The following is a 13235-nucleotide window of genomic DNA, read 5'->3' as shown; positions in this document are numbered from 1 at the left end:
CCGCTAAATTGCCCTGGAAGATGCGCCGCCCCCGCGGGCGGCACGCCTCATTCGCTCTTGCCTGCTGCCGCGGGCGCCGCCGGCTTGCCAGCCGCCGCCGATGCCGGCCGCGCCTCCGCCGCCGCAATACCCGCCTGCAGGTCCTGACCGACCTTGCCCTTCTGCGCCGCCACCGAGACATCGGCGGCGCTTGCGTTCTCGGCCTCGAACTGCGTCTGCGCCCGCTTGTTCAGCACGACGATGCTGATGCGCCGGTTGATCGGCGCCATCCCGTCGTTCCGGTCCAGCGGCATGGTGTCCGCCAGGCCGAGCACGCGCAGAACCTTGCCCTCGTTCATGCCGCCCGCGATCAGTTCCTGGCGCGAGGCGTTGGCGCGATCGGCCGACAGCTCCCAGTTGCTGTACGCGCGCTCGCCGGCCATGTAGGTCTGCGAGTCGGTATGGCCCGACAGGCTGACCTTGTTCGGCATTTCGTTCAGCACCGGGCCGATCTCGCGCAGCAGCGTGCGCATGTACGGCTCCACCGCGGCGCTGCCGGTCCGGAACATCGGCCGGTTCTGCGTATCGAGAATCTGGATGCGCAGGCCTTCGCTGGTGATATCGAGCAACAGCTGCGGACGGAACGCGCGCAGCACGGGATTGCTTTCGATGGTCTGCTCGAGCCGGTTCTTGAGCGCACGCAGGCGTTCGGACTCCACCTGCTCGCGGCGGCGCTGCTCGAAGCTCGGATCGTTGGTCTGCGCACGCATGACCTCGCCGTCCTTGGCCAGCGGATCCTTGCCGCCGCCGGGCACCACGCTCTTCGACATGCTGCTCTTGTCGCCGCCGGCAATCGCTACCTTGAGCGGCGTGCGAAAGTACTCCGCCACACCGACGAGCGCCTTCGGCGATGCCGAGCTCAGCAGCCAGAGCACCAGAAAGAACGCCATCATCGCCGTCATGAAGTCGGCGTAGGCGATCTTCCAGCTGTGATTGCCGTGCGGCTTCGCGTGCGACTTGGCCTTCTTGATGACGATGGGCCGCAGATCTTGGGCGCTGCTCATGACTGCTCTCCCGTCAGGTCAGGCTCTTGACTTCGCGAACGTGGTCGTCGAGTTCAAGGAACGACGGGCGCACGGTGGAGTACAGCACCTTGCGGCCGAATTCCACCGCCACCAGCGGTGCATATCCATTCAGCGAAGCCAGCAGCGTGACCTTGATGCACTCGTACATCTTCACGCTCTCGTCCACCTGATGCTCGATGCGCGAGGCCAGCGGCGAGACAAAGCCGTACGCCAGCAGAATGCCCAGGAACGTACCGACCATCGCGTGGGCGATCAGCGCGCCCAGCTCGGACGGCGGCAGGTCGGCCGAAGCCAGCGCGTGCACCACGCCCATCACCGCGGCAACGATGCCGAACGCGGGCAGGCCGTCACCGACGCGCGACAGCGCGTGGGCGGGAATTTCCGCTTCGTGGCGATACGTTTCGATTTCGTGGTCCATGAGCGCCTCGATCTCGAAGGCGTTCATGTTGCCGTTGACCATCATGCGCAGGTAGTCGGTGAGGAATTCCATCATCACCGGATCGGCCAGGATGCGCGGATACTGGCTGAACACGCTGCTCGCGGCCGGATCGGCGATTTCCTTCTCGAGGAACAGGATGCCCTCGCGGCGGGCCTTGGACAGCAGCACATACAGCAGCGCCATCACGTCCAGATACAGCTCCTTGTTGTACTTGGAGCCACGCAGAAGCTTGGGCATGGCCTTCATCGTCCCCTTGATGGCCTTGCCGCTGTTGGAACTGATGAATGCGCCAACCGCCGCACCACCAATGATGATGAGTTCCGCCGGTTGGTAAAGCGCGCCCATATGGCCGCCGGTGATGGCATAACCGCCCAGCACCGCAGCCAGCACGACGATATAGCCAAGAACTACTAGCACGATCGGATCCCCGTCTTAAAAACACGCGTCAGGCACGCACAAGGGCCCATCGTATGGACGCGCGGGGTCACCGCGCACCCGTCTCCCAGGGCCCGCCTTGCCGCCGCCGACGTCGCCCAGGAATCAGGCTTCGGTCTGTGCGGCTACGGCGTCCTTCGAGAGCTTCTTGACTTTACCGGCCCGCGAGGGCGGACGGCACAGGCTGCAGACAAAGTTCGCGTGCGGCTCATAGGCATGCGTCACGAACTGTCCGCCGCAACACGTGCACGTGGAAAGCTGCAGCATATTGCTCTCGAAAAACCGTACTAACGTCCAGGCACGGGTGAAACTTAAGACAATTTCGCCGCCCAGCAGCGAAACGTGCTCGAGGTACAGGCGATAGCTCGCCACCACGGCGCGAATGCCCGACGTCTCGCCTTCCTGCACCATGAACTGGTACGCGGAGAAAAACAGCGAGGAGTGGATATTCGGCAGCCAGGTCGTGAACCAGTCCGTCGAGAACGGGAGCATGCCCTTGGGCGGCGATGCGCCCCGGAGCTCCTTGTAGAGTCGGATCAACCGGTCGCGCGAGAGCGTGGTCTCGGCTTCGAGCACCTGCAGGCGCGCGCCCAGCCCGATCAGCTCGATGGCAAGCTGGGTCTGGTTGGCGTCCTGAAGGACACTCTTGCGGTTGGGAACGGGTGTGGCCGTGAAGGTGCGGGCCGGCTGGGTCTGCAGGAGCGCGGTCAATTGAGCGACTCCACAGGTTGCCGGGCCAGCAGGATAGCAGCGTGAATCTGCTGCATATCATGGCTCTTGGCCGTGTGTGTGAGTGTGGAGAGCAGCGCATGGTCGTCGAAGCGGAACCTGCACAGCACCATGTGGGCCTGTCAGATTTTTAGTGTGCCGAGGCCATGAGACGATAACGGAAATAACGTCCTATGACCGATGCAACCGTGACCAAGAAGAGCAAGAACCCGAAGGCGCCGAAGCTGTTCCCCGATGAGCTGATCGATCAACTGCTTGCCCAGGTGCAGAGCAAGGATGCCGAGTCGATCCTGGGCGAATCGGGCTTGGCCGGCCAGCTCAAGAAGCAACTGGCCGAGCGCATGCTCGCGGCCGAGTTGAGCCACCATCTGGAAACCGAGGCCGAGCAAGGCAAGGCGGGCAACCACCGCAACGGCACAAGCCGCAAGACGGTCCTCACGCCCAACGGCGAACTGACGCTGGATATTCCACGCGATCGGCAGGCGACGTTCGAGCCGCAGTTGGTCGGCAAGTATCAACGCCGGCTGCCGGGCTTCGACGACCACGTCATCAGCATGTATGCGCGCGGCATGAGCGTGCGCGAGATTCAGGGCCATCTGCTGGAACTGTACGGGCTGCAGGTGTCGCCCGATCTGATTTCCACGGTCACCGACGAGGTGCTGGCCGACGTCGAGCAATGGCAGCAACGCCCGCTCGAGGCCATGTATCCGATCGTGTACTTTGACGCGCTGCGGCTGAAGATCCGCGACGAAGGCACGGTCAAGAACAAGGCGGTCTATCTGGCGTTGGGCATCCGCGCCGACGGCCGCAAGGAAGTGCTGGGTTTGTGGATCGAGCAAACGGAAGGCGCCAAGTTCTGGCTGAAGGTCTTCAACGAGTTGAAGAACCGCGGCTTGCACGACATCCTGATCGCGGTGGTCGATGGTTTGCGCGGCTTCCCCGAAGCGATCGAGGCGGTCTATCCGGCCGCCCAAATCCAGACCTGCATCGTGCATCTGATCCGCAATTCGCTGAATCTGGCGAGCTGGAAGGACCGCAAGTCGCTGGCTGCCGCGATCAAGCCGATCTATCAGGCCGCCACGGCCGAGGCGGCGGCAGCGGCGCTCGACGCCTTTGCGCAGAGCGAGTGGGGGCGCAAATTCCCTACCGTCGCGGCCATGTGGCAGCGCCAATGGGAACAGGTGATCCCCTTCTTCGCCTATCCGCCCGAGGTGCGTCGAATCGTATATACGACGAACGCCATCGAGAGCATGCACATGCAGTTGCGCAAGATCGTCAAGAACCGCGGCCACTTCCCGAGCGACGAAGCCGCCAGCAAACTGCTGTTTCTGGCCTTGCGCAACATCGAAAAGGATTGGAAGATGCCGCCTATCACCTGGCGGCAAGCAGTCAATCAGTTCGCCATTCTGTTCGGCGAGCGATTCACCGCCGCCATCAGCTGAGATCTTTTAACCGACCTCAGCACACGAAATTCCTGACACGTCCCACCATGTTCGATGCCGCCAGCTTGACGAGTTGCGCTGAAGTCAGTTTGGCGAGGATGTCAGCGATTTCCTTGCTGACGCCAAGCCGGAACATGGCTTCCACCTGGTTTTCGCGCACCAGTCGTTGCGCGAGCAGCAGATAGGCGAGGTTGACCTCCCTGATCTCCTGGAGAACTTCACTGCTTTCCAATTTTTCCCCGCTACCAAAAAACCCCTCGACCGCTTGTCCGGCGCTTACCTGCACGGTGCTGCTGTGCCGGCGACCAGATCGTTGGTGTGCGTGTTCGATGGGTACGACGTACGACAATAGGAACTACGCCCGGTTACACCGCATCTCTGAAGCGTTACAACTGTTACAGAGTGTAAGTGAAACTGTTACGTTTATATCGGCTTTCGCCCCGCAATGCCAATCCCTACTTGAGTTGGGGGAGAACAAATGTCGTACAGAAAAGACATAGGTCGTTAACTTTGTAACGGGCAAGTTGTCCGACCTCAACTTTTCACATGCCACATGTCACCGCGGATACTCGTCCGGCACCACGCCGACACCGCGCTGTGACGCATGAGGTACCACGCAGGCACGCCGCGCCATCGCGCCGCTCGGACACCGCGCAAACCTGCTGAGATTCCACTATTGACGCACCGGGGCGCCTTGGCTAAAGAGCTGCCGCAACCAGGCCGCAAGACGCGCGAAGATATCGTCCGGCGCCTCGCGGAACAGATGCGGCCGCGCGCGTTCCACCTGCTCCAGAACGCGGCCGGCCTCGTCGGCGCTGACAGAACCGTATTCGAGCGCGAGCCCGAGCAGCGCGCGCAGCTCGCCCACCTTGCTGCGGCCGAGCGCCTCGCTCTGTTCCGTCTGCAAGGCATACATCAGGTCGTACGCGCGTTGCCGCAGGCTGTCCGCCAGCCGCCAGGCCGGCGTACGCATGCGTTCCTCGATGGTGCGGATATCCACCGCCGACGCCGCGATCTGCGCCGCCAGCGCTTCCGTGAAGGTGGTATCGGCACCGGCTTCGGTGAGGATCTGCGTGGCCCATTCGCGCGCGTGCTCCACGCGTTGCGCGGGCGTCCATTCCGGTTGCACCGCGAGGCCGAAGCCGAAACGCTGTGCATCGCGCATGAGCGCGGATAGCGCGTTCGGCAACTGCTTGTCGAACACCTTCCTGGCCCATCCATACTCGCCGCTGGCGAGCAGCCGCATGACGGCGCGCTCGGTCAGGGGTCCGTCCTGCTGCAGCAGGCGCGCGCGCAGGAAGTCGTCGAAGGCGGGCGGTACGAACTGCCCGTCGAGTCCCGTCGAGACCCTTACAAACGCGTCGAAATCCGCTCTCAGTCGCGCCGTCGCCTCGGCTGACAAGGACAGGTTGATGTCGGTGGTCATGATGTCATGGAACAAAAGCGCCCCGGCGCGCGCCCTCCCCGCGGCAGCGGGGAGGGCGCGTGGACGGGGACGCGTCGCGCAACAGCAGGTTCACGAATGGCTTACATGGCCGCTCAGAACGCGCTCCAGTCGCCGTTGTCGGAAGCGCCGGCCGCCGCCGGGCGCAGGGGCGGCGCATCGTTGCCGTCCACTTCCTCGAAATCCGTGGCCGCCGCCGCAGCCGCGCCAGCCGCGGCTGCCGCACCGGCGGCACGCTTGCCGCGCGCGGCAGGCTTGCCCGAGGTGGTCAGGCGGGCCGCCGGCTTGGCCAGCGAACGCACGGCCGGGACCACGGCATGGCCGGCGGCACCCGGCAGCGTATGGCCGCCGGCCCGGGCTTCTTCTTCCTGGGCCAGGCGGAACGTCGACACCGAATCCTGCAGGCGGCTGGCCTGCTCCTGCAGCGAGCTGGCGGCGGCGGCGGCTTCTTCCACCAGCGCGGCGTTCTGCTGCGTCACTTCGTCCATCTGCGCCACGGCCTGGTTGACCTGCTCGATGCCCGAGCTCTGCTCCGCCGAGGCGGCGCTGATCTCGCCCATGATGTCGGTCACACGCTTGACCGCCTGCACGATCTCGCCCATGGTCTGGCCGGCTTCGCCGACCAGCGTCGAGCCGTTGTCCACGCGGGCCACGGTATCGCCGATCAGGCCCTTGATTTCCTTGGCGGCATTGGCCGAGCGTTGCGCCAGGCTGCGCACCTCGCCCGCCACCACGGCAAAGCCACGGCCCTGTTCGCCGGCACGCGCGGCTTCCACCGCGGCGTTGAGCGCCAGGATGTTGGTCTGGAAAGCGATGCCTTCGATCACGCCGATGATGTCGACGATCTTGCGCGAGGCTTCGTTGATCTCGTCCATGGTCTGCACCACGCGGCCCACCACCTCACCGCCGCGCACGGCGGTTTCCGAGGCATTGGCCGCCAGGCCGCTGGCCTGGCGCGCGTTATCGGCGTTCTGGCGCACGGTGCTGGTCAGCTCCTCCATGCTCGAGGCGGTTTCCTCGAGCGAGGCGGCCTGCTGTTCGGTACGCTGCGACAGGTCGTTGTTGCCCGCGGCGATTTCGCGCGAGGCGGTGCCGATCGATTCCGCCGCGTCCTTGAAGTCGCGCACCATGCGCGACAGCTGCTGCTGCATTTCGCTCATCGCATGCAGCAGACTGGACTTGTCGCCCTTGCGCAAGTCGACCTTGGCCGAGAAATCGCCGTCGGCGATCCGGCTCGCGATACCGGCGGCATAGCCGGGCTCGCCACCGAGCTGGCGCGACAGCGCGCGGGCCAGGAACAGCCCCAGCAGCACCGACAGCACCACGCCACCGAGCACCAGGGCCAGCATCAGCACGCGCGAGCTCTTGTAGACGCCGCTCGATTCATCCATATTGGCGCGCGCACGGTCGTCGCGACGCTTGACCATCTTGAACAGCACATCCTCCAGCGTGCGGCTGTCCTTGAGCAGGTCGGCACTCTCGGTGAATACGGTGCTTTCGAACTGCGAGGTATCCAGCGGCTGCTTGTTGACCAGCGCGATGTACTTGGTCATGCGATCGCGGAACGGCGGCACGAGCGTGTCGTACTGCTTGACCAGCACCTGGCCTTCCGCCGTGGCAAAGGAACCCTTGGCTTCCTTGACGCGGGCGTCCATCGTCGCCAGCGATTTCTCGATGCGCTCCTTCTCCGCCGCGCGCTCGCCCATGGTCGAGGCCGACAGCAGCGCGATCTGCGCACGGCTGGCGTACACCAGGTTGATGTTGCCGTCCTGCACGGCCTTGAGCGCCTGCAGGTCCTCGTTGTAGATCTTGCCGGTCCACTCCGCCATGCGTCCCATGTTGATCACGCCAAGCAGGCCCAGGATGGCGCCGATGACGGATACGACCAGGAAGCCGGCTATGAGCCTGGTCGTAACGCGTAGTTGATTGAACCACTGCATAGAACTACCCCCTTCTGTCAGAAAAAGCCGGGAGACATGACTGCGCTCTCCCGCATTGTTTGTCGTGGCCACGTCGGCCACTTATCCCCGTTCCACCACTGGCTGTCCGCATGTCTGGCCGGTGGCGGCCGAAACCGGGCCGCGACGCACCGGCTTCCGCTCCCCTCGCAGGGTTCCTTCAGGCGGTGCGAGCCGCCGCGTCGATGGCCGCGAGATCTTCCACGTCCATCAGCTTCTCGATATCGGCCAGGATCAGCATGCGGTTCTCCACCGAGCCCAGCCCACGGATATAGTCGGTTTCCATGCCGCCCGAGAGCTGCGGCGTGGGCTTGATCTGGGAATGCGACAACGTCAGCACGTCGGACACGCCGTCAACGACGATGCCGGTGGTGCGATGGTTCAGGTCGACGATGATCACGACGGTGTACTGGTCGTAGGTGACCTGCTCCTGGCGGAACTTGATGCGCAGGTCGATGATCGGCACGATGGTGCCGCGCAGATTGATCACACCCTTGAGATAGTCCGGCGCGTTGGCGATCTGCGTGACCGACTCGTAGCCACGGATCTCCTGCACCTTGAGGATGTCGATTCCGTACTCTTCACGGCCGAGCCGGAAGGCCAGGAATTCTTCTCCTGCGCCATCGTTCTTGTCAGCCCTGGTCTGGATAGTCATGTTGCTCCCCGCTGGCAGTATTGATCGCTGCCAGGGTCACCCATGGGCGCCCCGGTCGTGCGCATGCCGATCCGCAGCCCGCGCCGTAGCGCGGCGCGCGATATCGTCCTCCCGTGTTAACGGCTGCTGAGCGGGTGGATGAAGGGCGACTTCAACCCCGGACTTACCCCACCGTGGGAGGGGCCAGCAATGCCTCGACGGAAGCGATCAGCTGGTCGGGATCGAACGGCTTGGCCAGAAAGCCGGAAGCCCCGGCAGTGCGTGCCTGCTCGCGGATCTGGCCGTCGGCCTCGGTGGTGAGCATCAGGATCGGCACACTTGCGTAGTGGGCGGTGCCACGCAACGCACGGATCAGCGAGAGTCCGTCCATGCCCGGCATGACCTGGTCGGTCACCAGCATGCCGAAGCCGCCTTCGAGCGCGACCTCGTGGGCCTCCTTGCCATCGGCGGCCTCGGTGACCTCGTAGCCGGCCGCGCGCAGGCAGGCGCCGATCATGCGACGAATGGACGGCGAGTCGTCGACGACAAGGATGGTGGGGCGGGACATGGGCAAGCTCCGGAAGCGGTCCTGGACGGCAGGCGTGAGCCTGTCATGAACATATCGTCGCCGCCGCCGTCCCCTTTAGTGCGGCGAGGCGGGGACAGGAGGAATTAGAGTAAACACTCTAATGGCGCGGTATCCAGTCGATAGCGGACTTACAGACGCAAGGGCCGCGCATCGCGCAGGACTTCGGCGAACGACGACACGTCGAGCGGCTGGGCCATCAGGTAGCCCTGCACCTCGTCGCATCCCATCGCGTGCAGGATTTCCAGTTGCGATGCCGATTCCACCCCTTCGGCCACGACCTTCATGCGCAGTTCGTGCGCCAGCGCCACCATCGAGCCGACGATGGCCCGGCCCTGCGGGTCGGCGTCGAGCCCGCCGATCAGCGTGCGGTCGATCTTGAGCGTGCCGACGCGCAGCCGCTTGAGGTAGCCCAGGCTGGAGTAGCCGCTGCCGAAATCGTCGAGCGCCACGTGAATACCGAGCGCCTGCAGTTCGGCCAGCGTCTCCAGCGACTTGCCGATGTCTTTCATGGCCGCGGTTTCGGTGATTTCGAGCGTGATCGCCGACGGCGGAATATCGTGCTGGTGAATCTGCTCCAGCAGGTATTGCGGGAAGTTACGGCTGGCAAAGCGCAGCCCGGACACGTTGATCGCCACCGGCACCACGGGCAGGCCGGCATCCTGCCATTGGCGAACTTGCGCGCAGACGCGCGCGATCACCCAGTCGTCGAGCTTGTCGATCTGCCCGGACTGCTCGGCCACCATGATGAATTCGGCCGGATTGACCACGCCGAGGGTCGGATGCCGCCAGCGGCAGAGCGCCTCGGCGCCCACCACGGTGCGCTGCCTGACGTCGAACTTGGGCTGATACTGCAGCGACAGGCCATCGTCCTGGATGGTCAGCCACAGGTCGCGCCGGATCACGCGCATGCGGCGCGCGCGCTCGCCGGCGGCGGAATTGAACACGCGCACCTGGTTGGAGCCGCTCTCGCGTGCTTCCGACAGGCTGACGCGCGCGGCCTGCATCAGCGCTTCCGAGGTCTGGGCGTCGCGCGGATAGATCGCGATACCGATATTGACGCCGATCTGCATTTGCAGGCCCCGCGCCGCCACGAATTCCGCCAGCGAGCCAAGCACGCGCGAGCCGAGGTCATGCGCGCGGCTGTGATGGACCAGCTCCGGCACGCCCACCGCGAACTCGTCGCGCGCCAGGCGCGCCAGGAAGTCGTGCGGTTCGAGCGCAGCCTGCGCCAGCGCGCCGGCATCCTGCGCGAGGATGTCGTCGGCACGAACCTCGAACACTTCATCGACCTCGCGGAAGTCGGCGATATGGATCAGGAGAACCGCACAGCCGGTATCGGTCAGGCGCGCCTGCGCCAGGGTCTGATCCAGCCAGCGGCCGAATGCCGCGCGGTCGGGCAGGTCGGTGGCAACGCTGTACTCGCCCACCGTATCCTGGCCACGCGCGGTCGGCCGTACCGTCAGGCCGGGAATGCGGGTGCCGCCGCGGCGCCGCGTGCCGGTGCCGCGCGGCGCGGTTGCGGCCGAGGGAAAGTCGTCGGGACTGTCGTCGAGCATACTGGTTTCCATGCGCGCGGGCGCGGGCACCCACCCACGCTGCTGCGCGCGATGAAAGGCAAACATGGCAAAGCAGAGCAAGGCGATGCCGCCGCCCAGCCAGCCGGGGTCGGGCAGCACGGCGGCGTCGAGGCATGCGCGCCCGGTCAGCGAACCGCTGCCGCACAGCCGGCCCATGCGCGCCCCGGCCACGGCGATCATGCCGGCGCCGGTCACCATCGCCATCGCCGCGGCGACGCGCCACGCCCGGGTGGCGCCACGCAGCCATTGCAACAGCAGCGCGAACACTTGCGAGGAGGCGATGGTCGCCGCGGCTGCCGACACCAGTGCCGCGGCCGTGTCGGCCGGGTCCTGCAACGCGGTCAGCGTGCCCGATGCAATCGCCACCCACAGCGGCATGCCGATGGTGGCCTGCGACACCAGTGCGGCCGACCACGCCAGCCTGCGCAGCGACCTGCCGTCGCGGCTGGCATCCAGCCTGACCGCGCGCGCGCCGAGCGCGGCCGCCAGGCCGAGCAGGACTGCGAGCAGCAGGAGACTAGAAGTCGTGGCAATCATTGGCTTGCGCGAATCCGGAATAGCGAACCTGTGGAACGCGTGTGCAACGCAGACCGTCGGGCGGAACAAAAGCCCGAATCATGGCATTTTGCCGACGCCGTGTGAACAGGAGACCGCTCAAATCGTCGCCATTTAGAACGCGCTCCAGTTGTCGTCGGTGGCGTTTGTCGACGCGGCAACCGCCACATCGGGACGCAGCAGGCGCGTCACGCGCGGCTTGCGTACCACCGGGGGCCGCGCCGTGGCCGCACGCGCCGGCTTGCGCGCGCCGCTCGTGCCTGCCGGCAAGGCTGGGGCCGGCAGGTCCGAGGCCACACGTGCCACCACTGCGGCCACGGCAGGGGCGGGTCGCGTGCCGCTTGCCGCGAGTGTGAACACCGACACCACGCTCTTGAGCTTCTGCGCCTGCTCCTCGAGCGCACCGGCGGCGGCAGCGGCTTCCTCGACCAGGGCCGCGTTCTGCTGCGTGACCTCGTCCATCTGGTTCACGGCCTGGTTGACCTGCTCGATACCGGTGGTCTGCTCCTGCGAGGCTGCCCCGATCTCGTTCATGATGTCCGTCACGCGGCGCACCGCCTGCACGATCTCGCCCATGGTCTGGCCGGCCTCGGCCACGAGGCGCGTACCCGATTCCACGCGCTGGCCCGATTCGCTGATCAGCGCCTCGATTTCCTTGGCCGCGTTGGCCGAGCGTTGCGCCAGGCTGCGTACCTCGCCGGCCACCACCGCGAAGCCCCGGCCCTGCTCGCCCGCACGCGCGGCTTCCACCGCGGCGTTGAGCGCCAGAATATTGGTCTGGAAGGCGATGCCCTCGATCACGCCGATGATCTCCACCACCTTGCGCGAGGCGTTGTTGATCTCGTTCATGGTATCGACCACACGACCGACCACGTCGCCGCCCTTGAGGGCGATCTGCGACGCCTCGCCGGCCAGCACGCCGGCCTGGCGCGCGTTGTCGGCGTTCTGGCGCACCACCGTGGTCAGTTCTTCCATGCTGGCGGCGGTCTGCTCCAGCGACGACGCCTGCTCCTCGGTGCGCTGGGAGAGGTCGGTATTGCCGGCGGAAATCTGCTGGGTGGCCGAGGCGATCGCATCGGTGCCGCCGCGCACTTCGGCGACGATGCCGGTCAGGCTTTCCTGCATGGCGACCAGCGCCTGCATCATGCGACCGATCTCGTTCTTCGACATGCTCGTGATACGCGAAGTCAGGTCACCGCGCGCGATGCGCTCGAATACGCCGAGCGCCTCCTCCACCGGACGCACGATCGCACGATGCAGCGCAATGGTGCCGGCCACGGCGATCAGGATGCCGAGCGCGGTCAGCGCGATGGTCAGCATACGAATAGACGTGAAGCGTGCCTGCGCGCCCTCGAAGTTGTTCTTGCCCGTTTCCATCTGGAACTTCTCGAGCTTTTCGTGCGCGGCGGCCATCGCGCGCTGGAGGTCCGGCAACACGTCGCGCGCCACGCGCGACGACTCCTCGCGGTTCTGCGCCAGCAGCGCCTTCTGCAACGGCACGATGCCCTTCTCCATGAAATCCTGACGCTTGCGCCCGAGTTCGGCGGCCAGCGCCTTTTCCTCGTCGCCCTGGGGCAGGCTCATATAGTGCTTCCACGCGTTCTCCGAGGATTCGACGAACACCATCGAGCGATCCACGTGTTTCTTCGGCTCTTCGGTTTCAGAACCGGGCATGACGCCACGGTCCAGCGCCAGGCGCATGCGCGTGGTACCCAGAATGGCCTCGCTCAGCGCCTGCGCCGACGCCAGCTGATTCGAATAGGTTTCCTTAAGGGCGTCGTTCGACTGCGAAATGCCATGCAGGCCGGCTGCGCCGACCAGCAGCAGAATCGCGGTCAACATGGCCATCGCACCCCTCAGCAGGGTCTTGATCTGGATATTTTGGTGAAAAGACATGATGCGCCGAAGCCATTAGGTGGAAACCGCGAGGGCACTCCCTCGACCCCCGTTCCGGCGGATGACTACGTGGCAATCCGCTCAGGGGGGATAACGGCGATGGCAGTACATCCTTGAGCAATGGAGCAAATACCCTTAACGGGAATGCCGCCTCCTGCACTTCACCCGCCCGTCGATATTGATTTTCGGTATCAGTACCAGCTTGCATGCAAGCGCGCGTGCGGTGCAAACCCGGCGACAAACCCGCCGCGGGCACAGACACAAATCCTCAACATGTGTGCCTAAAATCTTTCGGGGGTCGAGCGGCTTAAGCGCTTGCTGAACACTCGGCGGGGTCGCCGTGCCGCCATGGCGCACTGCCGGTAGATCCGCACCGATTTACAGAGATTTTTACAAATTCGGCACGCATATGACAGGGGCGTCAACAAAATAACCCCCCGCGACCAGTGCGGCCGGAGAAAGTTCATCGTCTC

Annotated in this window: 10 protein-coding genes and 2 pseudogenes; 1 reads left to right on the top strand and 11 read right to left on the bottom strand. The window is 65.2% G+C overall.

From position 1 onward, the window contains the following. Positions 1–47: 47 nt before the first annotated feature. The 4 genes and pseudogenes from motB to DFLDMN_RS14030 all read right to left on the bottom strand — a co-directional run. Positions 48–1043 (bottom strand): flagellar motor protein MotB, encoded by a 996-nt coding sequence (gene motB, locus DFLDMN_RS14045; RefSeq protein ID WP_423195536.1) that lies wholly within the window; start codon positions 1041–1043, stop codon positions 48–50. Positions 1044–1056: 13 nt separating this feature from the next. Continuing rightward, positions 1057–1920, bottom strand: a complete 864-nt coding sequence (gene motA / locus DFLDMN_RS14040) for a flagellar motor stator protein MotA (protein WP_423195535.1) — start codon at positions 1918–1920, stop codon at positions 1057–1059. A 123-nt stretch (positions 1921–2043) separates the two neighbouring features. Then, the gene (gene flhC, locus DFLDMN_RS14035) at positions 2044–2649 is read right to left on the bottom strand and encodes a flagellar transcriptional regulator FlhC (protein ID WP_423195534.1); all 606 of its coding nucleotides are present in this window, start codon (positions 2647–2649) and stop codon (positions 2044–2046) included. Further along, positions 2646–2786, bottom strand: a pseudogene (locus DFLDMN_RS14030) (flagellar transcriptional regulator FlhD); the annotation flags it as partial. The pseudogene DFLDMN_RS14030 and the gene flhC, both read right to left, overlap by 4 nt. Positions 2787–2840: 54 nt before the next feature. Between DFLDMN_RS14030 and DFLDMN_RS14025 the strand changes: the two are divergent. Beyond that, positions 2841–4109, top strand: a complete 1269-nt coding sequence (locus DFLDMN_RS14025) for an IS256 family transposase (RefSeq protein ID WP_025647994.1) — start codon at positions 2841–2843, stop codon at positions 4107–4109. A 43-nt stretch (positions 4110–4152) separates the two neighbouring features. Here DFLDMN_RS14025 and flhD read toward each other — a convergent pair. The 7 genes and pseudogenes from flhD to DFLDMN_RS13990 all read right to left on the bottom strand — a co-directional run. Beyond that, positions 4153–4341 (bottom strand): annotated as a pseudogene (gene flhD / locus DFLDMN_RS14020) (flagellar transcriptional regulator FlhD); the annotation flags it as partial. Between the two features lie 441 nt (positions 4342–4782). After that, positions 4783–5535 carry a DUF4088 family protein gene (locus DFLDMN_RS14015; protein ID WP_423195533.1) on the bottom strand — a complete coding sequence of 251 codons (753 nt, stop codon included), beginning with the start codon at positions 5533–5535 and terminating at the stop codon, positions 4783–4785. A gap of 113 nt (positions 5536–5648) precedes the next feature. Then, positions 5649–7493 carry a methyl-accepting chemotaxis protein gene (locus DFLDMN_RS14010; protein ID WP_423195532.1) on the bottom strand — a complete coding sequence of 615 codons (1845 nt, stop codon included), beginning with the start codon at positions 7491–7493 and terminating at the stop codon, positions 5649–5651. A gap of 178 nt (positions 7494–7671) precedes the next feature. After that, complete coding sequence (locus DFLDMN_RS14005) at positions 7672–8166, bottom strand: chemotaxis protein CheW (RefSeq protein ID WP_423195531.1); 495 nt, start codon at positions 8164–8166, stop codon at positions 7672–7674. 163 nt (positions 8167–8329) lie between these two features. Then, entirely contained in the window at positions 8330–8713 is a 384-nt protein-coding gene (locus DFLDMN_RS14000) for a response regulator (RefSeq protein ID WP_423195530.1), read from the bottom strand. 149 nt (positions 8714–8862) lie between these two features. Beyond that, complete coding sequence (locus DFLDMN_RS13995) at positions 8863–10848, bottom strand: putative bifunctional diguanylate cyclase/phosphodiesterase (protein ID WP_423195529.1); 1986 nt, start codon at positions 10846–10848, stop codon at positions 8863–8865. Between the two features lie 132 nt (positions 10849–10980). Continuing rightward, a complete protein-coding gene (locus DFLDMN_RS13990) occupies positions 10981–12762 on the bottom strand; it encodes a methyl-accepting chemotaxis protein (RefSeq protein ID WP_423195528.1) in 1782 nt (593 codons plus the stop codon). Between the last annotated feature and the right edge of the window lie 473 nt (positions 12763–13235).

The organism is Cupriavidus sp. H19C3, assembly GCF_049393815.1.
In the GTDB taxonomy this organism is placed as follows: domain Bacteria; phylum Pseudomonadota; class Gammaproteobacteria; order Burkholderiales; family Burkholderiaceae; genus Cupriavidus.
The sequence above is the reverse complement of the archived record's forward strand: the minus strand, read 5'-3'. Positions and strand labels throughout refer to the sequence as shown.

Excerpts from the sequence above, each read along its gene's own strand:
- motB (WP_423195536.1), bottom strand. The coding sequence starts at position 1,043 with ATGAGCAGCGCCCAAGATCTGCGGCCCATCGTCATCAAGAAGGCCAAG.
- DFLDMN_RS14025 (WP_025647994.1), top strand. The coding sequence starts at position 2,841 with ATGACCGATGCAACCGTGACCAAGAAGAGCAAGAACCCGAAGGCGCCG.
- DFLDMN_RS14015 (WP_423195533.1), bottom strand. The coding sequence starts at position 5,535 with ATGACCACCGACATCAACCTGTCCTTGTCAGCCGAGGCGACGGCGCGA.
- DFLDMN_RS14010 (WP_423195532.1), bottom strand. The coding sequence starts at position 7,493 with ATGCAGTGGTTCAATCAACTACGCGTTACGACCAGGCTCATAGCCGGC.
- DFLDMN_RS14005 (WP_423195531.1), bottom strand. The coding sequence starts at position 8,166 with ATGACTATCCAGACCAGGGCTGACAAGAACGATGGCGCAGGAGAAGAA.
- DFLDMN_RS14000 (WP_423195530.1), bottom strand. The coding sequence starts at position 8,713 with ATGTCCCGCCCCACCATCCTTGTCGTCGACGACTCGCCGTCCATTCGT.
- DFLDMN_RS13995 (WP_423195529.1), bottom strand. The coding sequence starts at position 10,848 with ATGATTGCCACGACTTCTAGTCTCCTGCTGCTCGCAGTCCTGCTCGGC.
- DFLDMN_RS13990 (WP_423195528.1), bottom strand. The coding sequence starts at position 12,762 with ATGTCTTTTCACCAAAATATCCAGATCAAGACCCTGCTGAGGGGTGCG.